Origin of the sequence: Pseudomonas abyssi (genome assembly GCF_003444685.1) — a bacterium.
Classification (GTDB): Bacteria; Pseudomonadota; Gammaproteobacteria; order Pseudomonadales; family Pseudomonadaceae; genus Halopseudomonas; species Halopseudomonas abyssi.
In genome coordinates this window covers 120,242-144,010 of the sequence record NZ_LMAZ01000003.1, presented here as the reverse complement: position 1 = coordinate 144,010, position 23,769 = coordinate 120,242, and the positions used below count along the sequence as shown (strand labels likewise).

Sequence of the window (23,769 nt, the reverse complement as noted above, 5' to 3'; positions counted from 1 at the left end):
GGAGTGGACTTGGCACGTGTGTGCTCGGTGAGCAAAAACAGTCAAAGTACAGAGGATGTTACAGATGGCTTCTCCACTTCTAAAATCGGCTACGGCGCTGTTGACCGTGTTGGCAGCGCCGGTGATGGCTGCGGCAGATGGCTCGGTGTTACCGCTGCCTGCGGAGCCGTTCTCAGGTGTTATCGGCGAAACCTTTGAGGATTCAAAGCAGGACTACCCGCAACCTGTGAAGCCGCCGGAGGGCGCGCCGAACGTCGTACTGATTTTGCTGGACGATCTCGGATTTGGTCAGCCTGGGACGTTTGGCGGCCCGATACCAACCCCATCGATGGATGAACTTGCCAGCCAGGGGCTGCGCTATACCCGCTTTCATACCACCGGTATCTGTTCGCCGACACGTGCTGCCTTGCTGACCGGGCGCAATCATCACCAGGTGAGCTTTGGCACGATCACCGAACTCTCAACCGGCTACCCCGGCTACAACAGCCTGTGGCCGCGCGAGACCGCAAGCGTGGCAGAGATTCTCAAGCAGCATGGCTACTCGACTGCAGCGTTCGGCAAGTGGCACAACACGCCGGACTGGGAAACATCGCCGGTCGGTCCGTTTGACCACTGGCCCACGTCGCTGGGCTTCGAGTACTGGTATGGTTTTCAGGGAGGCGAAACCAGTCAGTGGGATCCACAGCTGTTTCGCAACACGATTCCGGTGGAACCACCGATGCGCGCGGAGCAAGGGTATAACCTGAATGTGGATCTGGTCGATGATGCCATTGGCTGGATCAACCAGCAGCAATCCATTGCGCCAGATAAACCGTACTTCATGTATTTCGCGCCGGGTGCTGTGCACGCGCCTCTGCATGTCGGTCAGGACTGGATAGACCGCTTCTCCGGGCAGTTTGACCAGGGCTGGGACGCGGTGCGTGAGCAGACTCTGGCCCGGCAGAAGGAAATGGGGGTGGTGCCTGAGAACACGGTTCTTACTGCGCGCCCTGAAGAGATCGAATCATGGGGTTCGCTCAGTGCTGACGCCAAGCGGTTGTACGCCCGGCATCAGGAGGTGTTTGCCGGGTTTCTGGCTCAAACCGACTACGAGGTTGGTCGCCTGATTGACGCGATACGCGCCCTGCCCGATGGTGAAAACACGCTGATAATCTACGTTGCCGGCGATAACGGCCCCAGCGCGGAAGGCAGCATTACCGGCACCCTTAACAACATCATGACCCAGAACGGTGTCCCGGATACGGTGGAGAATCAGCTGCCGGTTATCGACGAGATTGGTGGGCCGGAGCACGAAAACCACTATCCGGTAGGCTGGGCATGGGCTGGTTCCTCGCCGTTCCAGTGGATGAAGCGGGTACCTTCGCACTTTGGCGGTACACGTAACGGCATGATCATTTCATGGCCGGCACGTATCAAGAATGTGGGCGGGATGCGTACCCAGTTCCATCACTCGGTCGATGTCACGCCGACCATTCTCGATGCCGTCGGGGTTAATGAGCCGAAAGAGGTTAACGGTGCCGAGCAGATGCCGATGGCGGGTGTCAGCATGAGCTACAGCTTCGCTGACGCGGATGCTGCCGGTACTCGGCATACCCAGTACTTTGAAACCGGCGGCCACCGTGCGCTCTATCACGATGGCTGGGTTGCAGCGTCTTTCCATGGCGCGCCTTGGCAGCTGACCGGGTCGGTTGGCTTCGAGAACAACCGCTGGGAGTTGTACAACATTGAGGAGGACTTCAGCGAGTCGAACGATCTGGCTGCGCGTTACCCGGACAAGCTGGCCGAGCTGCAGGCGCTATTCGATCAGGAAGCGAAAAAATTTGAAGTCTATCCGCTGGATGATCGCTTCTCGGAAAGGGCAGTAAACCCGCAGCGGCCGTCGTTTACGCAAGGGCGCACGCGTTTCAGCTACGCGCCGGGCACCACGCGGATTCCCGAGGGGAACGCGCCGCCGGTTTATCAACGTTCACACGTCATTACTGCCGAAATTGACGTACCCGAGGGCGGCGGTGAGGGTGTTGTCATCGCGACGGGTGGTTCGTCCGGCGGTTATTCGCTGTATCTGGAGCAGGGCGTGCCAGTGTACGAGTACAACTTCTTCGGGCAACAGCGCTACCGTTTGGCCGGAGATAAGGCCCTGGCACCGGGACGGCATACCCTGACGCTGGAATACCAGCAGCAGCCGCTGCAGGAGCCTGGTGTGCTGGGCGGCTCTGCGGTACTCAGCGTTGATGGAAGTAAGGTGGCAGAGGGTGAGGTCAGCAAAGTTGTACCTTCACGCTTCTCGGCTACCGAGACCATGGATATCGGCATGGACCTAGGTTCCACCGTTTCCAAGGCGTATCAGGAGCACGCGCCATTTGCCTATAACGGCACCATCGAGCAAGTTGAGGTGGAGTTGAAGTAGGTCAGTCGCGAGGTACCTTGTACTGCGCGGGAGAAAGCCCTGATAGCGACGCTATCGGGGCTTTTTTATGTTTTTTGCAGACTCGAAAGCCTGAATATCAGGCAATAAAAAAACCGCTGATCGGCGTTAACCAATCAGCGGTTTTGAAACTGGTTGCGGGGGCCCGATACGTCCGTTAACCATACGTTTAAGGTGACAGAGTCTGCAGAGAAAGCCGCGAGAGCGGCTTTTTTTGTGCCTGTGTGGATCTGCGCGGCGCCGTCGATGCTGCCGCCAGCCAGCGTGCTTGCCCGCTCAGAATTTCGGGCATCGGGAATCGGTAATAAAGGTTAGAAAGCGATGAAAAACGTAAGTATCTATATGTATATCAATATGTTAATTGAAAAAACCGTAAGGTAATAAGGCGGTTATCACGGGTTAGAAAATGACCTTCTTACTTGGTAATAATCCGGCTTAGCCAACCCCTTTAAAATCAATAACTTGCGAAGAAATTACCCTTTGGATCACCGTCTATTACCGTGCCTCGGTAATCGAAAAAAACAATATAAAACAATGACTTGGATTTTCTTCTGTGCCAGAAATTACCGAATTACCGTTTTCCGACCCCCGTCTGCTTTTGTGGTGCTGCTGATCGGCAGGGACCGCTCTAAAACACGCTCTGCGCATGATTCCGCATGAATTCGGCCCTGTGCATTGCCTACCGGAAGCGCAGAGCCTGTGCGGCCCGCAGGGGGCTGCATGGGTGCAACAAAACCAACAGGTTTAGACCGCAGGTGAGGTGTGGGGACGAGGGCGCGCGGCGGGTCGAGGGAGGGGGTGGCGGGGGTGCGGGTGGGGCTGTCCTGGTCGAGGCGAGCGGATCCGGGCGGGGCGCCCAGCTCAGGCGGTGCCATTCGTCTGGAACCCGCGTGGATACTGGGCTGTGGGCCGTTTTTGGTAGTGGTTGAAGGTCTGAAATGTTATGATTTGCTGGGGCTTTATCGGCTGGTAGCGGCTTCATCTTCGACCGCGTGGGCACAAAAAAGGCCGCGCTGGGCGGCCTTGGTTTTGGGTGGCTGGATCAGCTGCCCAGGTTCGGGATTTCATAGTCTTTGAACCTGACCACCTCTTCGCCTAGCCATTCGTTCACCTGGGCCAGGCGCCGCTGCAGGGGCTGCAGCTCATTGATCGCAAACACCGTGGCGGCCTGGGTGATGCTGCCGAAGCCGCCGGCGTTGCTGGGCACCACGCCCATCAGCTGGGGCGGGATCCGGTGTGCTGCCAGCTGGTCATCACGGCTGACGTTTTTGATGTTGAAAAAATCATCTTTGGCCGCCACCTCGCTGACCGGGATCAGCTGCAGGCCGTCTTTTTTGCCGTTCGGGGCGTAGACGAACAAGTTGCGGAAGTTGCCCGGCCCCTTGGCGCTCTGCATGGCCAGTTGCAAGGCGTCGATGTCATCTTCGTTTTGCGCCGCATCGGTCATGTAGAGGATGAACCCGGCGTGACTGCCGTTGTTGTAATACTTGCGGCGGAACAGCGTCGCCCCCTCATTCAACCAGGCTGACTGCAGGGCGCTGAGGTATTCGGGTAGGCCGTAGATTTCCTGGTTAACGTCCGGCTCAAGCAGGTGGAACACCGAACCGGCCGTGAATTCATGTTCCTTTTTCCAGCCGTGCACCATGAAGTATTGCCCCGGATCCTTGCCCACGCGCATGTACTTCGACAGCATCGGTTCCAGCGTCATGGTGGTGCCGATCCGCGATTCCTTGCGCTCCAGGTAACCATTGCCAAAGGTCAGCGTCTCCAGCGCGTAGCGGTCGAACGCCTGGCGGCTGAGGTGCTTGTGCGGAATGAAGGTGCCCGATAGCAGGTTGCGTTTGAAATAGATTGCGCTGCTGTGGTGGATCCCCGCGCGAAACGCCTTGGCCAGCCCGTTAAAGCTGACAGGCGGCTCATACCAGCGACCGTTCAACCAGCACTCGGCATAATCCAGAATATCGCGCCCTTCCATAACTGGCATCGGGTCGCCGAAGCTGAAACAGGTAGCCTTTGAGGGCGTTGCGGCGGTTGCTTGCTGATCCATGGGGTGGTTCTCCATCAGGAAGAAAGGACGATCCGGCCGGTGTTGCGCACGGTCTGGCCTTCAAGGGGTTCGTTTTGCAGGGCGTGGAACAGTGCCCAGGCCAGATCCGCGTGGCCGATTTCATCGGTACGGCTGGCGGTGTAGGTGTACTGCCGCCCGCTGGCGGTCATGGTTTTGCGGATCGCCATCAGCGATTGCGCCAGGTCAGTCCAGCCGGCGTCGAATTCCAGCCGGCCTTTGTTGATCACGTCATAGGCTTTGAGCACCAGGCGCGTTTTGATCTCTGGCGAGTAGTTGAAAGTGGTAACACCTGGGAAGAACTGTTTAACCAGCTGCGCCACGCCTGAGCCCATGCCCGTGGCGTCGATGCCGATATAGGTGACCCAATAGCGCTTGGTGATTGAGTGGATGAACTCGGCCTGGGCGGCAAAGTCCATGCCTCGGAACTGGTGGCGCTCCAACACCCGGAATTTGCCACCCGGCACCGCCGGCGGTGCAACTACGATCAGGCCTGCGCTGTCGCCAGACTCTGCTGGGTCGTACCCGATCCACACCTGCCGATCACCGAATGGGCGGATGGCGTGGGGCTTGTAGTCCTCTGCCCAAACATCCCAGGTATCCACCATGCACGGTTGCAGCATGGCCAGCGGGAAGATGCTCGCGCCGTCGTCCACAAACTGGCACATCAGCAAGTTTTCAAACGCCTCTGCGCTGTACTCCATGCGCAGCTCTTCCACGTCGAACAGATCGCAGCCGCGCGCCTCTGCATCCAGAATGGTCACGATCTGGCGCCAGATCTTGTCCTCGCCCCGGTGCCCCATCTGCAGCGTCGCATGCGACACGTCGATGTCTACCCGATCCTTTTTGGCTTTCCGCTTGTTGAAGCGCTCGCCCGTCCAGAACGGGTACGCCTGGTGCGCCATCGAGCTGGGCGTGCTGAAATACGTTTTCCGGTATTGCTTCTGCATGGCCATGCCGCTGGCCACCTTGTTGAGCTCTTCAAACCGGAACGTCCAGAAGAATTCGTCAAAGTAGAAGTTGCCGTGGTAGCCCTGGGCGGTGCGCGCGTTGGTGCCCAAAAAGTAGATATGGGCACCGTTCGGCAGCACGATAGGATCCCCAGACAGCTCAAGGTCTGCCGCCTCGCGGGCAAACGACTGAATGTACTGTTTGAACAGGTGCGCCTGGCTCTTCGACGCACTCAGGAAAATCTGATTGCGCCCGGTTTCCATCGCGTCGATTAACGCCTCGCGGGCAAAATAGAACGTGGCCCCGATCTGCCGGCTTTTCAGAATGGCCCTGGTGCGCTCATGCCGAGCCATGAACCAGTCGTGCTGGTACTCGAACAGCGAATCGCGGAAGGCTTCCATCAGCCGTTCTGCCTGTTCCTCGCTGTAGTCGTTGCGCGCTTTGCGCTTGCGCTCTGCGGTGTTGCGGTTGGCTAATTTGGGGTTTAGATCGGTCTCAGTGCCGCCGCCCTGGTAGCGCTGAATGCGCGCCTGGCGCTCCAGCTGGCGGTGCAACAGGTCTATTTCCTTGAAGTCCCCGCCGCTCTTGCCATCCTTCAAAATCAGTTGTACAAGTCGGGCCTCAAGGGCGCCCCCAACGCGCTCAACGGTATCGGCCCTGTCCCATGCGTCGCGCTTTTTCCAGCTGTGCACTGTGGGCTCTTTCTCGCCCACGTACTCGGCAATTTCAGTGACGCGCCAGCCCTGCCAATAGAGAAATTTCCCCAGGCGGCGGCTGTCCATGTTGGTGGCGTTCAAGGCGGTATTCATGCCCGCCATGTTGCAGCCCGGCCACGCCCTTAACTCGCCCCGCACGTTGTAACCAAACCGCCTACAACCCCGCCAGATTGCCGCCCGCGCGCCGGGTGCCGACCATGCCTTCATCGCACTGCCAAACAGACCAGGCAAAGCAATCAGACCGAGGGCACAGCATGAGCAAGTTCAAATCCAAGTGGTTCCGTGTAGCAGCCGAAGGCATGACCACTGACGGCCGCACCATCGAACGGAGCTGGATCGAGCAAATGGCGAGCACCTACTCGCCGGCCAAGTACGGTGCCCGCGTTTGGATGGAACACATCCGGGGTGTGTTGCCCGACAGCCCGTTCAAGGCCTACGGCGACGTCCTGGCCGTCAAGGCCGAAGAGTTCGACGACAACGGCAAGCAGCGCATGGGCCTGTATGTGCAAATCGAGCCCACCGCCGAGCTTATCGCCCTGAACAAGGCGCGCCAGAAGGTCTACACCAGCATCGAAGTGCGCGAGAAGTTCGCCGACACCGGCAAGGCCTATCTGATGGGCCTGGGCGTGACCGACACCCCGGCCAGCCTCAGCACTGAGATGTTGCAGTTTTCCGCCAAAAACCCCGACGCCAGCCCGCTCAAGCAGCGCAAAGAGAACCCCGAAAACCTGTTCTCCGAGCTGGTCGAGGTGCAACTCGAATTCGACGAGGTAGAGGATCCTGTCAGCGGCATGAAAAAGCTGTCCGACACCGTTCTCGCCCTGATCGGCAAGAGCAAGGACAAGTCCGTCAAGGATGACGCCCAATTCAGCGACCTGCACGAAGCGGTCACCCAGATCGCCACCGCCCTGGGCGAGCAGGCCGAAACCTTCACCAAGCTGCAGGCCGAGCACGCCAGCGCCATGGAGCAGGTGCGCAGCTTCCAGGCGTTGAAAGCCACGCTCGACCAGCTGAGCACCGATTTCACCGCCCTGAAAACCAAGCTCGAAGGCGAACCCAACCACCAGCACCGCCAGCGCCCGGCAGCGACCGGCGGCGATGGAAAGCAGCTGGCGACTTTCTGATCGACGGCACCACCTGATCACACTCACGCACGGAGCATCACATGCGCAACACTACCCGACTCATTTTTAACGGCTACCTGAGCCACGTTGCACAGCTCAACGGCGTGGCCGAGGCAGTGCACAAGTTCAACGTAGAGCCGACCGTGCAGCAGTCGCTTGAAACAGCGATTCAGGAGTCCAACTCCATGCTGCAGATGATCAACGTCATCGGCGTTGACGATCAGAGCGGTGAAGCGCTGCTGTTGGATGTCAACGGCCCGCTGGCCAGCCGTACCAACACTGGAGCGGGCAACCGTCGCCAGCCGAAAGACCGCCACGCTCTGACCAAAGACACCTACGTCTGCAAGCTCACCGAGTTTGACGCGGCCTTCGCCTATTCGCTGCTGGACCAGTGGGCCAAGTTCGACGACTTCCAGGTGCGCCTGACCAACGCCATCGCGCACCGCCAAGGCCTTGACCGCATCATGGTTGGCTTTAACGGCATCACTGCCGAAGTGGAAACCGACCCGGTGGCCAATCCGCTGGGTGAAGACGTGAACGTCGGCTGGTTGCAGAAGATCCGCCTCGGCGCACCTGACCGCGTGATCGACGAAGTGGTCGACGCATCGGGCGAAGTCACCATCGGCGCCGCCGGTGACTACAAGACCCTGGACGGTCTGGTCACCGATGCCAAAAACCTGCTGGCCGAACAGCACAAAAACGCCCCCGACCTGGTGGTTATGGTCTCCCGCAACCTGATGAACAACAAGCTGTTGAAGGCGGTGGAGAAGGGCGCAGCGTCCAACCAGGAAGAACTGGCCGCAGACGAGATTGTCACCAAGGCGCGCCTGGGTGGTTTGCCGATCTACGATGCGCCGTACTTCCCTGATGGCACCGTGCTGGTCACCTCGCTGAACAACCTGTCTATCTACTGGCAGGAAGGCGGCCGCCGCCGTCACATCAAGGAAGAGCCCGAATACAACCGCGTGGCTGACTATCAGTCTTCCAATGACGCTTACGTCATTGAAGATCTGACCAAAGTCGCCCTGGTCGAAAACATCGTTGAGGTGTAACCCGTGGCCCTGTCTCCAGCACAACAGGTACAACAGCGTAAGCGCGCCGCCCTCGCGGCCGCTGCCGCTGCACCGACCCAAACCATGGCCAACGCCACCGTTTATGAGCAGCACCTCGCCAAGCTCCAACATGACCACTTGCGCCTGAAAAGCGTGCAATCGGAGAAGGCAAAAGGGCTACTCAAGGCGCAACTGTTGCCCACCTATGACCCTTACATCGACGGTGTTTTGTCGGCAGGTAAGGGCGCCCAGGATGACGTCATCACCACCCTGATGATCTGGACGCTGGACGCCGCCAACTACGGCCGAGCGCTGGACATTGCCGAGTATATTCTCGCCTCTGATATGAAACTGCCCGACCGTTTCAGCCGCACCCCGGCAACGCTGGTGGCCGAAGAGGTCGCCAACGCCGCGCTGTCCGCGCTCAAGGCTGACGAGCAGTTCGACGTAGAGATCTTGCTGCGCACCCTCGCGCTGACCGCTAAGCACGATATGCCCGACCAGGTGCGCGCCAAGCTGCACCTGGCCATTGGCCGCGCCGTGCGCATCAGCAACGACGACACCAACATCGCCGCACTGGAGCTGGCCAAGGACCATCTGGCTACTGCCATCAAGCTGCACGACAGCTGCGGCGGTAAAAAGGATTTGGAGAAAACCGAATCCCTGTTGAAGAAACACGCGGCCCCGCCGGCCGCTACCTGAGCGTACCCCACGCACCCGCCGGCGCGGGGTGCTGCAGCAGGGTTATTCCTTTTCCCCACTGCAGCGCCTCGCCCACCGGCGATCTGAGGCCCAAGCATGAGCGCATTCATTGCCACCGGCAGCGGCACCCCCTTCAACCTCACGAATGACGGCTGGTTCCCCGACATCGACGCCAGCGCCGCCCGTGAGTCCCTGCGCCTGGACGGCACTGTTACCGATACCCGGCTGGAATCCGCCCTGGTAAACGCCATGCTCAGCGTCAACGCCGAGCTGGCCGAGTTCAAGGCAGACCGCCTGCAGCAGTACTCCAGCCTGGCCAATGTGCCCGCCGCCCAAATCAACAGCAACAGCCGCTTGGTCGTGCTCTACACCCGCGCCGTGGTCTGCACCGCCGGCGCCGAGCTGGTCGAGCGCTACCGCAGTTATGACACCAGCAACACCGGCCACAAAGACGCCGACCAACTAAACCCCAGCATTGACGAACTGCGCCGCGACGCCCGCTGGGCCATTCGGGATCTGCTGGGCAAACGCCGCTCAACCGTGGCGCTGATCTGATGGACACCGTGCGCGCCATTCAGGGCGACACCGTAGACGCCATCTGTTGGCGCTACTACGGCCGCACCGCTGGCGTCACCGAGGCCGTGCTCACAGCCAACCCCGGCCTGGCCGACCTTGGCCCCATCCTGCCCACCGGGCAGCTGGTCGCCATGCCCGAGGTTAGCGAGCAGGCCGAACAACAAACCGCAATCAACCTTTGGGACTGACAGGAGGTCACCACATGCCGGAACCAACCACCAGCACAGCCGCCGCCGTCGTAGTAGGCACGGGCATTGGCGCGGCCAGCTTGCTGCCCGGCGTAGACGGTAACGCCCTGATGGGTGCCCTGCTGGGCGCCGCCCTGGTCGCCTACGCCCGCAAAGAGCTCAAGCCATGGCAGCGCCTGGGCGGGCTCTGTTTCTCTGCTCTGGTCGGCTATCTGATGGCCACCGAAATGGTCAACCAAACCCCCATCAAAGACACCGGTGCCGGTGCCTTCATCGGGGCCATTGTCATTGTCCCCCTGGGGCTCAAGCTCATGGAGTGGGTGGACAAGCTGGAGATTGCAACGCTGTTTAAGCGTGGTAACGGAGGCTGACATGCTCACAACCATCATTGTTCTGGCCTACCTGCTCGCCGCCCTGCGCCTGGTGTGTTTCAACCGCAATGGCTACCGCTACCGCTGGGGCGTGTCACTGCTGGCCAGCCTGCTGATCGGCGCGCTGCTATGCGCCGCATTCGACCAAATCCTGTACCGCCACCCAGTCAGCCCATGGCAGGCCCTGCTGGCCCTAGTGCTGTGCGTGCTGGTCTATCGCTCACGCGGCAACGTCGCCGCCCTCATGAGGTTCACACCATGAAATTGTTGATTGTTGGCAGCAAAGGCCATGCCGTGCGCGACCTGCAGGCCGCCCTCAAGCGCGCCGGATACGCCGTCGAGCTGGACGGCGACTTCGGGCCCAAAACCGAAGCCGCGGTCATCGCACTGCAAACCGAACGCGGCCTAGTTGTTGACGGCATCGCCGGCCCTAAAACGCTGGCCGCCCTCAGCGGTCAAGACTGCAGCAGGCTGCTGAAAGAGTCCGACCTGCTCGCCGGCGCCAAGCGCCTGGGCACCGATCTGCCTACCATGAAGGCTGTCAATGAAGTAGAGAGCAACGGCGCTGGCTTCCTGTCCAACGGCAAGGCGGTCATTCTGTACGAGCGTCACATCATGCACCGCCTACTGCTCGCTCAGGGCGACGACGCAGACGCCACAGCCCAGCAGGTGGCCGAACTCGCCGCCATTCACCCCGGTTTGATCAACACCAAGCCCGGCGGCTATGCCGGCGGCCTGCATGAATACCCGCGCCTTGCCCGTGCCAGCATGATCGACGCCGAGGCCGCCGCAGGCGCCTGCAGCTGGGGGCTGTACCAGATCATGGGCTTTCATGCCGTGCGCCTCGGCTATGCCAGCGCCCAGGCCATGGCCGAGGCCATGCAGCAGAGCGAAGCCAATCAGCTGGACGCATTCGTGCGCTTTATCGAGGCAGACCCGGAGCTGCATAAAGCCCTCAAGGCGCGCAAGTGGCAGGCCTTTGCCAAGGGCTATAACGGCCCGGCCTACGCCCGCAACCTGTATGACGCCAAGCTGCAGCAGGCCTACGCCCGCCATCTGGAGCTGGCCGGCGAGAAGGCGGCAGCATGAGCGGCCTGAACCTGGCAGACGTGCGCAAGCTGCAGATTCAAGACGGCGACGTCCTGATCCTGCCCGATCACGTTGATCACGCCACGCTCAGCGAGTTTATGGGGCGGCTGAGAGAGCTGGAACCCGCGCCGAAAAACGTGACCGTTGCCTGCTGCCAGATAGAACAAATCAGTGAGGCTCAAATGAACGCCGCCGGGTGGTATCGCAAATGAGCACCATCCGCCAAACCATCCTTGGCCTGGTGCTACTCGGCGCGCTCGCTGCCCTGGTATTCATCCAGCAGCAGCGCGTAGAGCTCGCCCAGGGCGACACCAAACTGGCCAGCCAGCGCGCCGCAACTGCAGAGCAGGAAAGCGAGCGCAGCCAGCTGGTAATCAATGAGCTGCACGCCAGCCTCATCACCGAACGCGCCGCACAGCAGCAGCTGCAGACCACACAGCAGCATCTGCGCCAAACGCTGCGCAACCGTCAACTGAAAATCGAGGCACTGACCCGTGAAAATGAAGAGCTACGCGATTGGTTTGATACTGAGTTGCCTGTTGTTGCTCGCCGGCTGCGCGAGCGACCCGCAATCACAGGCGCCGCCAGTTATCAAGATTGGCTGTCCCGCCGTGACGCCCTGCACCCTGTCAGCGGCGCAGCCCCAGACCAACGGCCAGCTGCTGACTGACACCGAAGTCATCGAAAGCGACTGGGCCCAGTGCGCGGCCAAAGTCGATGCCATTATCGAGCACCAGGAGGCGCAGCATGTACAAACCGGAATCCCTCAGAGCGCACCTGTTGGCAGCCGTGCCGGGCCTGCGCCAGAACCCTGAGCGTCTGCTGATCTTTATCGAAGAGGGCACCATGCGCTGCACCGCAGCGGCTGGTCTGTCGTTTGAATGGGGCTACACCCTCAATCTCACGTTTACCGACTACGCCGGCGAGCCAGACGTCATCGCCGTGGCGTTGTTCGCCTGGCTTCGAGTGCACCAGCTGGAGCTGCTGCAAAACCATGACCAGGCAAAGCAGGCTGTGCGCTTTGAGGCCGAACTGCTCAGCAACAAAATGGTAGATCTGGCTGTCACCCTGCCATTGACCGAGCGCGTCATCGTCAAGCAAGGGCAGGGCGGCGAGCTCACCATCGAGCACCCGCCAGAGCCGCAGCTTGAAGAGCCCTACACAGCTGACAGCTGGCAGCTGTACGCTGGCGGCGAGCTGGTGGCCGAGTGGAGCACTCCTGCCCCATGACCGACAACCTCACCGCCCTGGAAGACTGGGCCGCGCCCCTGCTGGCCAACCTCAAACCAGCAGAGCGCCGCAAGCTAACCGGCGGCATCGCTCGCAAGCTGCGCCGCAGTCAGCAGCAGCGCATCACTGCCCAGCGCAACCCCGACGGCACCGCTTATGCACCCCGCAAACAGCGCGATCTGCGCGGCAAGCAGGGCAGCATCAGGCGCAAAATGTTCACTCGCCTCAAGGCCGCCAAGTACCTCAAGGCCCGCAGCGACGCCAACAGCCTGGCCGTTGTGTTCCTGTCCCGTGCTGCTCGCATTGCCAGGGTGCACCAGTACGGCCTGCGCGACCGCCCCAACCGCAACGCCCAGCCCGTGCAGTACCAACGGCGCGAACTGCTCGGCTTTACCGCCGCAGATCTTGATCTGATCCGCGACGAGCTGCTTGCCCAGCTCAGCCAGGGCCTGTAACCCCCGCGGCTACAAGCCCCAGCCCTCGGCAACCTCGCGCACACGCGACACCATCCGGGTATGAACACCACCGACATCACCCGCCGCCTTGATAACCTGCTGCGCCAGGGTACGGTCTACGCCACCGACCCAGCCAAGGCGCGCTGCCGCGTCAAATCCGGCGCCCTGCTGACCGACTGGCTGCCGTACTTTGTGCACCGCGCCGGATCTCGCCGCGATGTCGAGCACCCAACCACCGGCGAACAGTGCCTTGTACTCAGCCCCAGCGGTGAAATTACCGCAGGCCTGGTACTTGTCGGCATCAACTCTGATCAGTACCCCGCGCCACACAGCAACCCGGCACTGCACAGCAGCCACTTTGCGGACGGCGCATGGTTTGGCTACGACGAGGGCACCCACCGCATGCGCTTTGTGAACGGCCCTACCGAGATCAGCGCAGACCGCACCGCCATCAGCCTTGTCAGCAACGGCAGCTCCATCGTCATCAACGAGTCGGGCATTTTCTTCAACGGCATGCAGGTCGCCCACGGCGGCGTCAACATCGGCAATACGCATGAACACCCCATCACCGGTGGCAGCTCAGCGCCTGGCCCAACAGGTGGCCCGCAGTGAACGGCATGAGCACCACCGGCAAGCCCATCAGCGGCCTGGAGCATCTGCGCCAGTCCATCGCCGACATCATCACCACCCCCATCGGCACCCGCGTCATGCGCCGCGAGTACGGCAGCCTGGTGCCCTCACTGATCGACGCGCCGCAGAACAACGCAACAACAGTGCGCCTGTATAGCGCCATTACCAGCGCGCTGATGCGCTGGGAGCCGCGTGTGCGCCTCAGCCGTGTGGCCATCACCCACACCGCCGCCGGCGCCGCCGTGCTCGATCTTGAGGGTGAAAACACTGAAACCGGCAACGCAGTCAGCCTGCAGGTGCCGCTGCAACTGGGGGCCGCTGCATGAGCACCTTTACCGGCGTAGACCTATCACGCCTGCCGCCGCCCAATGTCATCGAGGCGCTCGACTTCGAGACCATCCTCGCAGCTGTCGTTGCGTACCTGCAGGGCATATACCCAGAGTGGGACGCCCTCGTCGAATCAGACCCGGCGTACAAGGTCGCCCAGGCGCTGGCCTACCGCGAGCTCATCCTGCGCCAACGCATCAACGAGTCCGCGCGCGCCACCATGCTGGCATTTGCAAAGGATGCAGACTTAGACCACATCGGCGCCCGTTATGACGTAGCACGCCTGGTTGTGGATCCCGGCGACGCATCCGCCATCCCGCCCATTCCGGCGACCATGGAGCCCAACGACGACTACCGCCGCCGCATTCAACTCAGCTTTGAGGCTTTCACCACCGCAGGCTCAACCGGTAGCTACATTTACCACGCGCTCAGCGCGAGCGGCTTGGTCAGGGACGCATCGGCCACCAGTCCTGCGCCCACCCAAGTCACCGTCTATGTGCTGTCGCGCACGGCGGATGGCCAGGCCGATGAGTTCCTGCTCGCAGAGGTGGCCGCAGCGCTCAACGCAGAGCAGGTGCGCCCCATGACCGACCTGGTCACCGTGATGAGCGCCTCCATTGTTGAATACGTGATCGAGGCCGTAATCACGCCATACCCTGGGCCAGACGCCAACCTCGTGCGAGAGGCCGCGCTAGCGCAGCTGCAGCTCTACGTCAGCAGCATGCACCGCCTGGGCTATGACGTGACCTATTCCGGCGTCATGGCCGCCCTGCACCAGCCCGGCGCGCAGCGCGTGCAGCTGGTGGGCGCCACGCCCGCCCCCGATGCCCAGGGCAGACTGCTGGAAATCTCCGATGCCGAGGCCGCCTTCTGCACCGCCGTCACCATCACGCTTGCAGAGGTGCCCGATGTCTGACGCCTCCCTGCTGCCGCCGAATGCCACCGCCGCCGAGCGCGCACTGGCAAGCGCTGGCGTGCGCCTTAACGAGCTGCCGCTACCGCACCGCACACTTCACAGCGCGCAGGAATCGCCGCCGCAGCTGCTCCCCTGGTTAGCGTGGGAATTCTCGGTCGATGAGTGGGACCCCAACTGGGCAGAGGATCAGAAGCGCGGCGCCATTGCCGCCTCAATCAGCATTCACCGGCACAAAGGCACAATTGGCGCGGTGCGCGCCGGCCTCGCCGGCATCGGCATCAACGTGCGGGTGCAAGAGTGGTTCGCCCAGATCCCCCAAGGCGAACCCGGCACCTTCCATCTTCTGATCAACGCGAGCCAGTACCCGGTCACCCTGGAGAACCTGCACCGTGTCATCGCCGTGCTGGAGCAATCCAAAAACCTGCGCAGCCACATGACCCTAGCCCAGCTCAGCGCCACCACCGTGGCCACGCTGCGCAGTGCTGCTGTCAGCGTCAGCGGGCACGACATCGGCGTCACCTACGCCGTGAGCAGCCTGGCGCTGATCATGGAAGGCCTGGCCAACGGCGAACAACCAACCCAGCTGGCCGCCAGCAACCTGCACACCCTTATCAACGAAACAATGCCGGCCGCCGGCTACTGGTAACCACATGAGCCTGTACAACAGCGTTGAACAATTTGAGGCAGACGTCGCCCTGGCGCACCAGATCATCCACGGCGACGAGACCGCAACCGTAGAGACCGAAGGTGGCCCCGTTGATAGCTTCGCCAAGGTGCTGGCTGATTTACGGGCGAGCGTAGGCGAAGAGTTCGACACAGCCGAGATTCTGCAGCGGCTCACCGCGCTGGAGTCCAAACCCGCCCCGGTGCCCGTTCAAATCGTCAACACCAGCCGCGCCCTGGTGCTGGCCGATGCCAGCCGGTATTTGGCAGTAGACAGCGCCACCGCCATCACCCTAACCCTGCCGGCCCAGGCAACCGTCGCCTGGCCGGATAACGCCGAGATATACATTCAGCAAATCGGCGACGGCCAGGTCACCATCGCCGCCGCCGGCGTGACCATTATCACCGAAGAGACGTTGACCACCCGGAAGAAGGGCGCACCCGTTACCCTCAAGCGGTTGGGCGCGGATCTGTGGACGCTGTTTGGGTCGCTGGAGGCTGCGGAATGATCAGGGGCACTATTGCGGCGTCAGCACCGCCACTGGCACCCCCTATAGAGCTGCCAGAGACCATAGGGGAGGCGTTCGGGGGCGGCTACTACGTCGGCGATCTAACCCTTGTGGATGGTCCCGACGCCGGGGTGTACGCCATCATTTTTGCCCCGCCAACACCCGCCGTCAGCTTGCCATACAAGACCAGCGCAACGGCTACCCCGGGCGCAGATAGTGAGCGCAATGGTGCGAGCAATACCGCTGCAATCATCGCTGATGGGATTGGCGCCTATCCCGCCGCTGAGTTTTGCGTGAACTACTCGCGGGAGGGGTACGAAGACTGGTATCTGCCTGCTCCCGAAGAGGTCAAGCTCGTATGGCTAAATCGTGGCATGCTACCCGCATACAACATGACGACTTACGTCTCCACATCGCTGCAGCAGCAGGTGACAAATTATCGGCGCTGGTTTCTGATCGCTGATTACCCACCGTCCAGTGATCCGGGCACATACCAATCTGTAGCAAAAACAACCTCAACCCGCGTCATTCCCTGCCGTCGCATTCGCAAGCCGTAGGTAACATCATGAACCCATACCGCACAGTCCACACCCCCGCCGGCCTGGCCATGATGGCCGCAGCGCAAGCCAGCGGCTCGCCCATCAACCTGGTGGAAATGGCCGTGGGTGATGGCAACGGCAACCCCGTTGCACCCGAAGACCTCACCACCGGCCTGGTTCGTGAGCGCTACCGGGCCGAGATCAACAGCGCCACTCAGCACCCGGGCGAGCCAAACCGCTGGACAGTAGAGCTGGTTATTCCAGTGTCTGTTGGCGGCTTTGTGATGCGTGAAGCGGGCGTGTTTGACAGCAACGGCACCCTGTTTGCCGTGGCCAACCTGCCAGACGCGCAAAAGCCCGCCGAGGCCGACGGCGCCTACAGCGATACCGTGGTGCGCATGGAGTTTCTGGTCACCAACGCGGACGACATCACGTTCCAGATTGACCCGTCCGCCATCATCGCCACCCGCACCTGGATCATGAACAACGTCACCAGCGCCCAGCTGCTGCCCGGCGGCAACACGGGCCAAGTGCTCACAAAACAGAGCAATGCTGACGGCGATGTTGACTGGGAGGATCCAGACGCCGCCAACGTCACCGTTGATATGATCGAAGAGCGCCAGACCCTCGCTGCAGGCCAAACGCAAATCGACCTGGCCGTCTGCACCACACGCGGGCTGGCGGTGTACATCGAAGGCGTCCGCATCAACCAGGGCCTGCTGGCGGCCGAGTGGGAGAAGAACCCCGCAGACGAGGACGCATCAATCATTCTCGGCAAGAGCTGGCCCGCCGCTACCAAGGTGCTGATGGTTCAGAATGAGCCCAGCAACATGGCCTCGCCCCCGCTGGAGCGCGACCGCAATCTGGCCGACGTGCCAGACAAGGCCGCAGGCCGCACAAACCTGGGCGTGTACAGCAAAGAGGAATCTGATCTGCTTGCCCCAGCGGGCCAGATTGCGTACTTCGCAATGGCCACACCCCCAGCCGGCTGGCTCAAGGCCAACGGCGCACTGATCAGCCGTACCGCCTACGCCCGCCTTTTCGCCGCCCTGGGCGAGTCGTTTGGCGCCGGCGACGGCTTTAACACCTTCAAGCTGCCGGATCTGCGCGGCGAGTTTGTTCGGGGGCATGACGACGGGCGCGGCGTGGACATTGGCCGAGTGTTTGGCACCACCCAAGCCGACGCCCTGAAAAGCCACTGGCACGCAACAGACTTCTACGTCTCACCGCCCCGCGTGGGTGGCACTGCAGAAGCGGCCAAGTACCTGCGCTCAGCGCTGCACCCCGTGCAGGATCGGCAGGACTACGTCGGCCCGCGTCAGGACCATTCATCAACCGATGCCACCGGCGGCAATGAAACCCGCCCCCGCAACGTCGCGCTACTCGCCTGCATTAAGTTCTGAGACCCGCCCATGACCAAAACCGTCTACCAAACCAATCGCGCCGGCCTGCTGCTGGGGCCTGTCGACGCCGACGAATCCCCGCTGGAACCCGGCGTTTACCTGCTCCCGGCCGGGGCGGTGGAAACCCCGCCGCCAGAGGACTGGCCAGACGACAAGTGGCCCCGTTGGACCGGCGCCGCCTGGGCCCTGGTCAACCGCCCGCGCCAACCCGAGCAACCCAGCCCCGCCGCCAAGCTGGCCGCATTTCTGGCGGATAACCCGGACGTACAAGCCCTGATCGAGGAGCAACAGCAATGAGCAAGGTTCTTGAAATGTGGGAGCACATGCCGGGTGTGGAAGTGGTCTATGCCGTCAGCGCCACACCACCAGCTGGCTGGCTGCTGTGCGACGGCTCACCCCTGACCGCCGGCACCGCCGACAACCTGCGCGACCTGCTGATCGCCAACGGCAACCCCTTTGGCGTGTCCGGTGCAGATCCGCTGCTGCCAGATCGCAGTGGCGAATCACTGCCCTACATCATCAAAGCCTGATAGCATCAAGGCGCTTAGGTCGAAATAAGCACCCCGCCTGGCGGGGTTTTGGCTTATCAACATGTGAACGCAAGATGATCAAACCCAACAGATCCCACATTGCCGGTTTGAGGCTTATGCACCATGTGTTTGCGTACAACCTGGCGGCGGGATCAGCGCCCAGCACAGCCACCCGCAACTGGCTGGAAGTCGCCGAACAATCAACCGAGGGAGGCGACGCCATTGAAGAGCTGCGCGCCCTCGCAAACTACATAAGAGAGACCGGCGTGCTGCTGCCAGCGGATGAAAATACAGACCCGGCAGACTACAGCCTGGCCCTGCTGCTGGAGCGGATCGAGGGCCGAATTCAGGACCTGACGGTCATACCAGAACCCCCGCTGCGTTAGCCCCGCGCAGCCCGCACCCTGTACGCCCACCCGCTACAACCCCCACCGCTACCGATTCCCGCGCCCACGCGACAGCATGTCACCTGTCAGCCATTACACAGCGCAGGGAGCAGGTCATGCCCGATTCATATCATCACGGCGTGCGCGTCATCGAAGTCAACGAGGGCACGCGCCCGATTCGTACCATCGCCACCGCTGTCATCGGTATGGTCTGCACCGCAGAAGACGCCGATGCAGCCAAATTTCCCCTTAACACCCCAGTACTCATCACCGACCCATTGAGCGCCATCAGTGATGCCGGCACCGAGGGCACCCTCGCAATTGCCCTGGCTGCCATCGCCGCCCAGGCCAGCCCGCTGGTGGTGGTGGTGCGCGTGGCAGAAGGCGCAGACGAAGCGGCCACCACCACCAACGTCATCGGCACCGTCACCGCCGGCCAATACACCGGCCTGAAAGCCTTGCTGGCCGCCAAAGCGCGCCTGGGCGTTACGCCGCGCATTATCGGTGTGCCTGGGCTCGATACCGCCGCCGTGACCGCTGAGATGGTCACCATCCTGCAGCAGCTGCGCGCGTTTGGTTACGCCTATTGCCACGACTGCGAAGACAAAGAAGCCGCCGTTGCTTACCGCGACACCTTCGCCGCCCGCGAGCTGATGCTCATTTGGCCAGAGTTCACACGCTGGGATACCACCGCCAACCAAGAGGCCGCCGCCCATGCCGTGGCCTACGCGCTGGGCCTGCGCGCCAAGATCGACCAGCAGGTCGGCTGGCACAAAACCCTGTCCAACGTGGCCGTGAATGGCGTCATTGGCATCAACAAGGACGTGTTCTGGGATCTGCAAAGCAGCAGCACCGATGCCGGCTACCTCAACGAGAACGACATCACCACGCTGATTCAGCAAGACGGCTTCCGCTTCTGGGGCTCGCGCACCTGCTCGGACGATCCTCTATTCGCCTTTGAGTCCGCCACCCGCACCGCCCAGGTGCTGGCCGACACCATCGCCGAGGCGCACATGTGGGCCGTGGATAAGCCGCTGCACCCCAGCCTGGTCAAAGACATCGTTGAAGGCGTTAACGCCAAGTTCCGCCAGCTCAAGGCGCTGGGCTACGTCATCGACGCCAACTGCTGGTATGACCCAGCCATGAACACTCCAGAAACCCTGGCAGCGGGGCGCCTGCAGCTCGACTACGACTACACCCCCGTGCCGCCGCTGGAAGACCTCACCTTCCGCCAGCGCATTACCAGCACCTATCTGGCCGACTTCGCCAGCCGCATCAACGCCTGATCACCACGCCCCGGCCACGCCGGGGCCCTGGCTTAATTACTGGAGAGCGCCGCCATGGCAATGCCCCGCAAACTGAAAAACATGAACCTGTTTAACGACGGCGTCAGCTACGCGGGCGTTGTCAAAAACGTCACGCTGCCGCCGCTCAGCCGCAAGATGGAAGGCTACCGGGGCGGCGGCATGAACGGCCCGGTGAAAAGCGACATGGGCCTGTCTGATGACGGCATCCAGCTTGAATGGACGTGCGGCGGACTGGACCTGCAGGTGTATCGCCAGTGGGGCATCACCACCGTAGATGGCGTGCTGCTGCGCTTTGCCGGGGCCTTCCAGCGTGACGACACCGGCGAAGTGTCCGCCGTTGAGGTGGTTGTGCGCGGCCGTCATGAAGAGCTCGACACCGGCGACAGCGCACCCGGCGAAGACTCCGAGCAGTCCATCACCACCACCTGCAGCTACTACAAGCTGACGGTGGACAACGAAGTCCTGGTCGAGATCGACATCATGAACATGATCGAGATTGTCGACGGGGTAGACCGCCTGGCCGAGCAGCGCACCGCCATCGGCCTGTAAGTGGTCGGCAACAACACACCCCCGGCGCGCATGCCGGGGCCACCCAGCAAAGGAGCAACCCCCATGGCTAAACGCCAACCCGAGTACAGCAAGCCCATCACCCTGGACGAGCCCGTCAAACACGGCGAGACCAGCATCACCGAGCTCAAGCTGCGCAAGCCGCAAGCCGGCGAGCTGCGCGGCCTGAACCTGATCAACCTCATGAACGGCGACGTAGACACGCTGGTGCAGGTGCTGCCGCGTATTTCCGTGCCCACGCTCACCCAGGAAGACGTCAAACAGCTGGAGCCCTGCGACCTGGTGCAACTGGGCGACGCGGTGGCCGTTTTTTTGCAGCCGAAGTCAGTGCGGCAGGATGCATCCCCCGCCGCGTAGAAGACCCAATGGCCGACATTGCGACCGTGTTCCATTGGGGCCCGGCTGAAATGGACGCCCTGGGCTTGGCTGAGCTGATGGACTGGCGCGAGCAAGCCCGGCTGCGCTCAACCCCAACCAAGCCGGACAAGAAGCATGGCGCGTGACTTGAAAGTACAGGTAGTTCTGCAGGCGCTGGATCGCGCCACACGCCCCATGCGCACAGCCATGGGCAGCAGCATCGGGCTGGCCAACTCACTCAAGCAGACCCGCGATCACCTCAAAGGTCTGCAGGCACAGCAGCGCGACGTCAGCAGTTTCCGCACCCTCAGCAACGCAACCCGCCGCACCGGGGCAGACCTCAAGGCCAGCCAGGATCGCGTGGCCCAGCTGTCACGCCAATTGCGCGACACTCAAACCCCCACCCGGGCGCTGAATACCGAGTTTCGCCGTGCGGTGCGCGAGGCCCAGGCACTCAAGGCCAAGCACCAGGAGCAACAGCGCACCCTGCAGGGCCTGCGCTCAAACCTCAACTCTGCCGGCATCAGCACCCGCAACCTCGGCGAGCATGAGCGCCAACTACGCGGCGAGATCACCCGCGCCAACCAGGCGTTGACCCAGCAGGAGCAGCGCCTGCGCCGTGTATCGCAGCAGCAGCAACGGCTGGCCCGAGCGGCGCAGCAGTACCAGCGCACCCAGCAGCTGGCCGGCAGCATGGCCACCACCGGCGCCGCCGGTATGGCTGCAGGTGGCGGGGCGCTGTACGCGGGGGCGCGCTTTATGGCGCCGGGGCTGGAGTTTGACGCCGCCATGGCAAAGGTGCAGAGCCTGGCGCGGATCGACCGCAACTCAGAGCCCTACCAGCTGCTGCGCGAGCAAGCCCGCCAGCTGGGGGCCAGCACCCAATACACCGCCGGCGAGGCAGCAGGGGCGCAGGGCTTTCTGGCTATGGCCGGCTTCAACCCTGATTCCATTCGCGCCGCCATGCCCGGCATGCTGTCGCTGGCCAAGGCCGGCGACACCGACCTGGCACAAACCGCCGACATTGCATCAAACATCCTCAGCGGCTTTGGCCTGCAGGCCGACAAGATGGGCGGGGTGGGGGACGTGCTGGTGGGCACCTTCACCCGCTCCAACACCAACCTGCAGATGCTCGGCGAAACCATGAAGTACGCCGCGCCAGTGGCTGCAGCACTGGGCCAAGACATCGAGACCGTGGCCGCCATGGCCGGCAAGCTGGGCGACGCCGGCATTCAGGGCAGCATGGGCGGCACTGCGCTGCGCGCCATCATGAACCGTATGTCAGCACCGCCAAAGATGGCCCGCGAAGCAATGGACGCCCTCGGCGTATCTGCCAAGGATGCCCAGGGCAATATGCGGCAGCTGCCCGACATCCTGCAGGAGCTCTACAGCAAAACCCGCGCCATGGGTAACGCCGAGCGCGCCGGGTACTTCAAGGCCATCGCAGGCGAAGAGGCCGTCAGCGGCTTGACCTACCTGGTCAACCAGGCCGGATCCGGCGAGCTGCAGGGCTTTATTGGCACGCTGCGCGAAGCGCGAGGCGAAGCCGGCCGCACCGCCGGCGTGATGGCCGACAACCTGCGCGGCGATCTGGCCGCCCTCGGCAGCGCCTGGGAAGATCTAGGCATTGAAGCCATGGACGGGCAGAACAGCGCCCTGCGCGAGCTGGTGCAGAACCTGACCGCCGTCATTGGCAAGGTCAAACAGTGGATGGTCGATAACCCCGAGCTGGCCAGCGGGCTGCTCAAAACCGCCGCCATCACCGCCGCGCTGGTGGCCGGCATGGGCGCGCTGACGCTGGGGCTTGCCTCAGTCATTGGCCCGTTTGCCATGCTGCGCTATGGGCTTACCTTCCTGGGCGTTAAGGGCGGCTCAGCCATCGGCATCATCAAGGGCCTGGGCGGTGCGCTCACTTGGGCAGGCCGTGCCGTGCTGTGGCTGGGCCGGGCGCTCATGCTCAACCCCATTGGCCTGGCGATCACCGCCATCGCCCTGGGCGCCTACCTGATTTACAAGCACTGGGACAAAATCGTTCCGTACTTCAAGGGCCTGTGGGCAGAGATCAAAGCCGGGTTTAACGGCGGCTTTGCCGGCATCGCCGAGCTGATTGTCAACTTCTCCCCGGTGGGGCTGTTCTATCGCGCCTTTTCTGCCGTGATGCGCTACTTCGGGGTAGACATGCCCGAGCGCTTCACCGACTACGGCCGCCAGATGCTGGCCGGCCTGGTCAACGGCATCACCAACGGGCTGGGGGCGGTCAAGTCCGCCATCACCAACGCCGGCGGGCAGATGATCGGCTGGTTTAAAGACAAGCTGGGCATTCACTCACCAAGCCGCGTGTTTGCCAGCCTGGGTGACGACACCATGGCCGGGCTGCAGCGCGGCCTGCAGCGCAGCCAGGGCGGCCCGCTCAACGCCGTGCTGGGCGCAGGGCAGGCCATGGTCAAGGCCGGCGCGTTGGCGCTGGGCATTGGCGGGGCAGGGCAGGCTGTTGCCATTGATAGCCGCCCACCGATCAGCGCTGGCGGCGGCCCATCGATCGTTGTTCAGGGCGATACCCTGCACATTCAGCTCACCGCCCCGGCCGGGGCCGATCTGGCTCAAATTGAGCAGCTATTCAACCGCCTACTGGATCAGCGCGAGCGCCACAAGGCTGCGCGCGTCCGCTCGGCTCTGTCAGATTACGACTGA

The 23,769-nt window shown here is 62.3% G+C and carries 30 protein-coding genes and 1 pseudogene; 29 read left to right on the top strand and 2 right to left on the bottom strand.

Annotated features, from left to right (window positions below):
- Positions 1-64: 64 nt before the first annotated feature.
- Complete coding sequence (locus tag ASB58_RS11295; protein ID WP_235827281.1) at positions 65-2,407, top strand: arylsulfatase; 2,343 nt, start codon at positions 65-67, stop codon at positions 2,405-2,407.
- Positions 2,408-3,467: 1,060 nt separating this feature from the next.
- Here the strand turns inward: ASB58_RS11295 and ASB58_RS11290 are convergent.
- Positions 3,468-4,472: a phage portal protein gene (locus tag ASB58_RS11290; RefSeq protein ID WP_235827280.1), complete on the bottom strand. Its 1,005-nt coding sequence runs from the start codon at positions 4,470-4,472 to the stop codon at positions 3,468-3,470.
- A gap of 14 nt (positions 4,473-4,486) precedes the next feature.
- Positions 4,487-6,250: a terminase ATPase subunit family protein gene (locus tag ASB58_RS11285; protein WP_118130831.1), complete on the bottom strand. Its 1,764-nt coding sequence runs from the start codon at positions 6,248-6,250 to the stop codon at positions 4,487-4,489.
- A 161-nt stretch (positions 6,251-6,411) separates the two neighbouring features.
- On the opposite strand from ASB58_RS11285, the gene ASB58_RS11280 reads away from it, so the two are divergent.
- The 28 genes and pseudogenes from ASB58_RS11280 (at position 6,412) to ASB58_RS11150 (ending at position 23,769) form a co-directional block, all read left to right on the top strand.
- Positions 6,412-7,281 (top strand): GPO family capsid scaffolding protein, encoded by an 870-nt coding sequence (locus ASB58_RS11280; protein WP_118130829.1) that lies wholly within the window; start codon positions 6,412-6,414, stop codon positions 7,279-7,281.
- A 41-nt stretch (positions 7,282-7,322) separates the two neighbouring features.
- A complete protein-coding gene (locus ASB58_RS11275; protein ID WP_118130826.1) occupies positions 7,323-8,333 on the top strand; it encodes a phage major capsid protein, P2 family in 1,011 nt (336 codons plus the stop codon).
- 3 nt (positions 8,334-8,336) lie between these two features.
- Positions 8,337-9,035 (top strand): phage terminase small subunit, encoded by a 699-nt coding sequence (gpM, locus tag ASB58_RS11270; RefSeq protein WP_235827279.1) that lies wholly within the window; start codon positions 8,337-8,339, stop codon positions 9,033-9,035.
- Positions 9,036-9,131: 96 nt separating this feature from the next.
- Positions 9,132-9,590, top strand: coding sequence for a head completion/stabilization protein (locus ASB58_RS11265; protein ID WP_118130824.1), 459 nt, complete (start codon positions 9,132-9,134; stop codon positions 9,588-9,590).
- Entirely contained in the window at positions 9,590-9,799 is a 210-nt protein-coding gene (locus tag ASB58_RS11260; protein ID WP_118130822.1) for a tail protein X, read from the top strand. The genes ASB58_RS11265 and ASB58_RS11260 overlap by 1 nt, the downstream gene beginning before the upstream one ends.
- A 14-nt stretch (positions 9,800-9,813) precedes the next feature.
- Complete coding sequence (locus tag ASB58_RS11255) at positions 9,814-10,170, top strand: putative holin (RefSeq protein WP_118130820.1); 357 nt, start codon at positions 9,814-9,816, stop codon at positions 10,168-10,170.
- 1 nt (position 10,171) lies between these two features.
- The gene (locus ASB58_RS11250) at positions 10,172-10,432 is read left to right on the top strand and encodes a phage holin family protein (protein ID WP_118130818.1); all 261 of its coding nucleotides are present in this window, start codon (positions 10,172-10,174) and stop codon (positions 10,430-10,432) included.
- A complete protein-coding gene (locus ASB58_RS11245; RefSeq protein ID WP_118130816.1) occupies positions 10,429-11,259 on the top strand; it encodes an N-acetylmuramidase domain-containing protein in 831 nt (276 codons plus the stop codon). Before ASB58_RS11250 ends, ASB58_RS11245 begins: the two co-directional genes overlap by 4 nt.
- Positions 11,256-11,471 carry a hypothetical protein gene (locus tag ASB58_RS11240; RefSeq protein ID WP_118130814.1) on the top strand — a complete coding sequence of 72 codons (216 nt, stop codon included), beginning with the start codon at positions 11,256-11,258 and terminating at the stop codon, positions 11,469-11,471. Before ASB58_RS11245 ends, ASB58_RS11240 begins: the two co-directional genes overlap by 4 nt.
- Positions 11,468-11,827, top strand: a pseudogene (locus tag ASB58_RS11235) (Rz-like lysis system protein LysB); the annotation flags it as partial. The gene ASB58_RS11240 and the pseudogene ASB58_RS11235, both read left to right, overlap by 4 nt.
- Positions 11,760-12,074 carry an Rz1-like lysis system protein LysC gene (gene lysC, locus ASB58_RS20235; RefSeq protein WP_328587545.1) on the top strand — a complete coding sequence of 105 codons (315 nt, stop codon included), beginning with the start codon at positions 11,760-11,762 and terminating at the stop codon, positions 12,072-12,074. The pseudogene ASB58_RS11235 and the gene lysC, both read left to right, overlap by 68 nt.
- Complete coding sequence (locus ASB58_RS11230; protein ID WP_118130810.1) at positions 12,007-12,489, top strand: phage tail protein; 483 nt, start codon at positions 12,007-12,009, stop codon at positions 12,487-12,489. Before lysC ends, ASB58_RS11230 begins: the two co-directional genes overlap by 68 nt.
- Entirely contained in the window at positions 12,486-12,944 is a 459-nt protein-coding gene (locus tag ASB58_RS11225) for a phage virion morphogenesis protein (RefSeq protein WP_118130808.1), read from the top strand. Before ASB58_RS11230 ends, ASB58_RS11225 begins: the two co-directional genes overlap by 4 nt.
- Before the next feature lie 60 nt (positions 12,945-13,004).
- Positions 13,005-13,556 carry a phage baseplate assembly protein V gene (locus tag ASB58_RS11220; RefSeq protein WP_118130806.1) on the top strand — a complete coding sequence of 184 codons (552 nt, stop codon included), beginning with the start codon at positions 13,005-13,007 and terminating at the stop codon, positions 13,554-13,556.
- On the top strand, positions 13,553-13,900 hold the full coding sequence (locus ASB58_RS11215) for a GPW/gp25 family protein (RefSeq protein WP_202974626.1): 348 nt from the start codon (positions 13,553-13,555) through the stop codon (positions 13,898-13,900). The genes ASB58_RS11220 and ASB58_RS11215 overlap by 4 nt, the downstream gene beginning before the upstream one ends.
- Complete coding sequence (locus tag ASB58_RS11210; protein WP_118130804.1) at positions 13,897-14,817, top strand: baseplate assembly protein; 921 nt, start codon at positions 13,897-13,899, stop codon at positions 14,815-14,817. The genes ASB58_RS11215 and ASB58_RS11210 overlap by 4 nt, the downstream gene beginning before the upstream one ends.
- Entirely contained in the window at positions 14,810-15,463 is a 654-nt protein-coding gene (locus tag ASB58_RS11205) for a phage tail protein I (RefSeq protein ID WP_181977926.1), read from the top strand. The genes ASB58_RS11210 and ASB58_RS11205 overlap by 8 nt, the downstream gene beginning before the upstream one ends.
- Before the next feature lie 4 nt (positions 15,464-15,467).
- On the top strand, positions 15,468-15,989 hold the full coding sequence (locus tag ASB58_RS11200) for a hypothetical protein (protein WP_118130800.1): 522 nt from the start codon (positions 15,468-15,470) through the stop codon (positions 15,987-15,989).
- Positions 15,986-16,546 carry a hypothetical protein gene (locus tag ASB58_RS11195; protein WP_118130798.1) on the top strand — a complete coding sequence of 187 codons (561 nt, stop codon included), beginning with the start codon at positions 15,986-15,988 and terminating at the stop codon, positions 16,544-16,546. The genes ASB58_RS11200 and ASB58_RS11195 overlap by 4 nt, the downstream gene beginning before the upstream one ends.
- Before the next feature lie 8 nt (positions 16,547-16,554).
- Positions 16,555-17,931 (top strand): phage tail-collar fiber domain-containing protein, encoded by a 1,377-nt coding sequence (locus ASB58_RS11190; protein ID WP_118130796.1) that lies wholly within the window; start codon positions 16,555-16,557, stop codon positions 17,929-17,931.
- A 9-nt stretch (positions 17,932-17,940) separates the two neighbouring features.
- A complete protein-coding gene (locus ASB58_RS11185) occupies positions 17,941-18,228 on the top strand; it encodes a phage tail protein (RefSeq protein ID WP_118130794.1) in 288 nt (95 codons plus the stop codon).
- On the top strand, positions 18,225-18,461 hold the full coding sequence (locus ASB58_RS11180; RefSeq protein ID WP_118130792.1) for a tail fiber protein: 237 nt from the start codon (positions 18,225-18,227) through the stop codon (positions 18,459-18,461). The genes ASB58_RS11185 and ASB58_RS11180 overlap by 4 nt, the downstream gene beginning before the upstream one ends.
- Before the next feature lie 116 nt (positions 18,462-18,577).
- Positions 18,578-18,847 (top strand): hypothetical protein, encoded by a 270-nt coding sequence (locus ASB58_RS11175; RefSeq protein WP_118130790.1) that lies wholly within the window; start codon positions 18,578-18,580, stop codon positions 18,845-18,847.
- A 116-nt stretch (positions 18,848-18,963) separates the two neighbouring features.
- Positions 18,964-20,133, top strand: coding sequence for a phage tail sheath protein (locus ASB58_RS11170; RefSeq protein ID WP_118130788.1), 1,170 nt, complete (start codon positions 18,964-18,966; stop codon positions 20,131-20,133).
- Between the two features lie 54 nt (positions 20,134-20,187).
- Positions 20,188-20,703, top strand: a complete 516-nt coding sequence (locus tag ASB58_RS11165; protein WP_118130786.1) for a phage major tail tube protein — start codon at positions 20,188-20,190, stop codon at positions 20,701-20,703.
- Positions 20,704-20,766: 63 nt separating this feature from the next.
- Positions 20,767-21,078: a phage tail assembly protein gene (locus ASB58_RS11160; RefSeq protein WP_118130784.1), complete on the top strand. Its 312-nt coding sequence runs from the start codon at positions 20,767-20,769 to the stop codon at positions 21,076-21,078.
- Between the two features lie 8 nt (positions 21,079-21,086).
- On the top strand, positions 21,087-21,224 hold the full coding sequence (locus ASB58_RS11155; protein ID WP_118130782.1) for a GpE family phage tail protein: 138 nt from the start codon (positions 21,087-21,089) through the stop codon (positions 21,222-21,224).
- Positions 21,214-23,769, top strand: coding sequence for a phage tail tape measure protein (locus ASB58_RS11150; protein ID WP_118130780.1), 2,556 nt, complete (start codon positions 21,214-21,216; stop codon positions 23,767-23,769). Before ASB58_RS11155 ends, ASB58_RS11150 begins: the two co-directional genes overlap by 11 nt.

Coding starts and splice junctions, on each gene's coding strand:
- ASB58_RS11155 (WP_118130782.1), top strand. CDS start 21,087: ATGGCCGACATTGCGACCGTGTTCCATTGGGGCCCGGCTGAAATGGAC.
- ASB58_RS11265 (WP_118130824.1), top strand. CDS start 9,132: ATGAGCGCATTCATTGCCACCGGCAGCGGCACCCCCTTCAACCTCACG.
- ASB58_RS11210 (WP_118130804.1), top strand. CDS start 13,897: ATGAGCACCTTTACCGGCGTAGACCTATCACGCCTGCCGCCGCCCAAT.
- ASB58_RS11205 (WP_181977926.1), top strand. CDS start 14,810: ATGTCTGACGCCTCCCTGCTGCCGCCGAATGCCACCGCCGCCGAGCGC.
- ASB58_RS11175 (WP_118130790.1), top strand. CDS start 18,578: ATGCACCATGTGTTTGCGTACAACCTGGCGGCGGGATCAGCGCCCAGC.
- ASB58_RS11170 (WP_118130788.1), top strand. CDS start 18,964: ATGCCCGATTCATATCATCACGGCGTGCGCGTCATCGAAGTCAACGAG.
- lysC (WP_328587545.1), top strand. CDS start 11,760: ATGAAGAGCTACGCGATTGGTTTGATACTGAGTTGCCTGTTGTTGCTC.
- ASB58_RS11255 (WP_118130820.1), top strand. CDS start 9,814: ATGCCGGAACCAACCACCAGCACAGCCGCCGCCGTCGTAGTAGGCACG.
- ASB58_RS11150 (WP_118130780.1), top strand. CDS start 21,214: ATGGCGCGTGACTTGAAAGTACAGGTAGTTCTGCAGGCGCTGGATCGC.
- ASB58_RS11180 (WP_118130792.1), top strand. CDS start 18,225: ATGAGCAAGGTTCTTGAAATGTGGGAGCACATGCCGGGTGTGGAAGTG.
- ASB58_RS11230 (WP_118130810.1), top strand. CDS start 12,007: ATGTACAAACCGGAATCCCTCAGAGCGCACCTGTTGGCAGCCGTGCCG.
- ASB58_RS11275 (WP_118130826.1), top strand. CDS start 7,323: ATGCGCAACACTACCCGACTCATTTTTAACGGCTACCTGAGCCACGTT.
- ASB58_RS11250 (WP_118130818.1), top strand. CDS start 10,172: ATGCTCACAACCATCATTGTTCTGGCCTACCTGCTCGCCGCCCTGCGC.
- ASB58_RS11245 (WP_118130816.1), top strand. CDS start 10,429: ATGAAATTGTTGATTGTTGGCAGCAAAGGCCATGCCGTGCGCGACCTG.
- ASB58_RS11285 (WP_118130831.1), bottom strand. CDS start 6,250: ATGAATACCGCCTTGAACGCCACCAACATGGACAGCCGCCGCCTGGGG.
- ASB58_RS11280 (WP_118130829.1), top strand. CDS start 6,412: ATGAGCAAGTTCAAATCCAAGTGGTTCCGTGTAGCAGCCGAAGGCATG.
- ASB58_RS11220 (WP_118130806.1), top strand. CDS start 13,005: ATGAACACCACCGACATCACCCGCCGCCTTGATAACCTGCTGCGCCAG.
- ASB58_RS11195 (WP_118130798.1), top strand. CDS start 15,986: ATGATCAGGGGCACTATTGCGGCGTCAGCACCGCCACTGGCACCCCCT.
- ASB58_RS11290 (WP_235827280.1), bottom strand. CDS start 4,472: ATGGATCAGCAAGCAACCGCCGCAACGCCCTCAAAGGCTACCTGTTTC.
- ASB58_RS11225 (WP_118130808.1), top strand. CDS start 12,486: ATGACCGACAACCTCACCGCCCTGGAAGACTGGGCCGCGCCCCTGCTG.
- ASB58_RS11185 (WP_118130794.1), top strand. CDS start 17,941: ATGACCAAAACCGTCTACCAAACCAATCGCGCCGGCCTGCTGCTGGGG.
- ASB58_RS11260 (WP_118130822.1), top strand. CDS start 9,590: ATGGACACCGTGCGCGCCATTCAGGGCGACACCGTAGACGCCATCTGT.
- ASB58_RS11200 (WP_118130800.1), top strand. CDS start 15,468: ATGAGCCTGTACAACAGCGTTGAACAATTTGAGGCAGACGTCGCCCTG.
- ASB58_RS11165 (WP_118130786.1), top strand. CDS start 20,188: ATGGCAATGCCCCGCAAACTGAAAAACATGAACCTGTTTAACGACGGC.
- ASB58_RS11240 (WP_118130814.1), top strand. CDS start 11,256: ATGAGCGGCCTGAACCTGGCAGACGTGCGCAAGCTGCAGATTCAAGAC.
- ASB58_RS11190 (WP_118130796.1), top strand. CDS start 16,555: ATGAACCCATACCGCACAGTCCACACCCCCGCCGGCCTGGCCATGATG.
- ASB58_RS11160 (WP_118130784.1), top strand. CDS start 20,767: ATGGCTAAACGCCAACCCGAGTACAGCAAGCCCATCACCCTGGACGAG.
- ASB58_RS11295 (WP_235827281.1), top strand. CDS start 65: ATGGCTTCTCCACTTCTAAAATCGGCTACGGCGCTGTTGACCGTGTTG.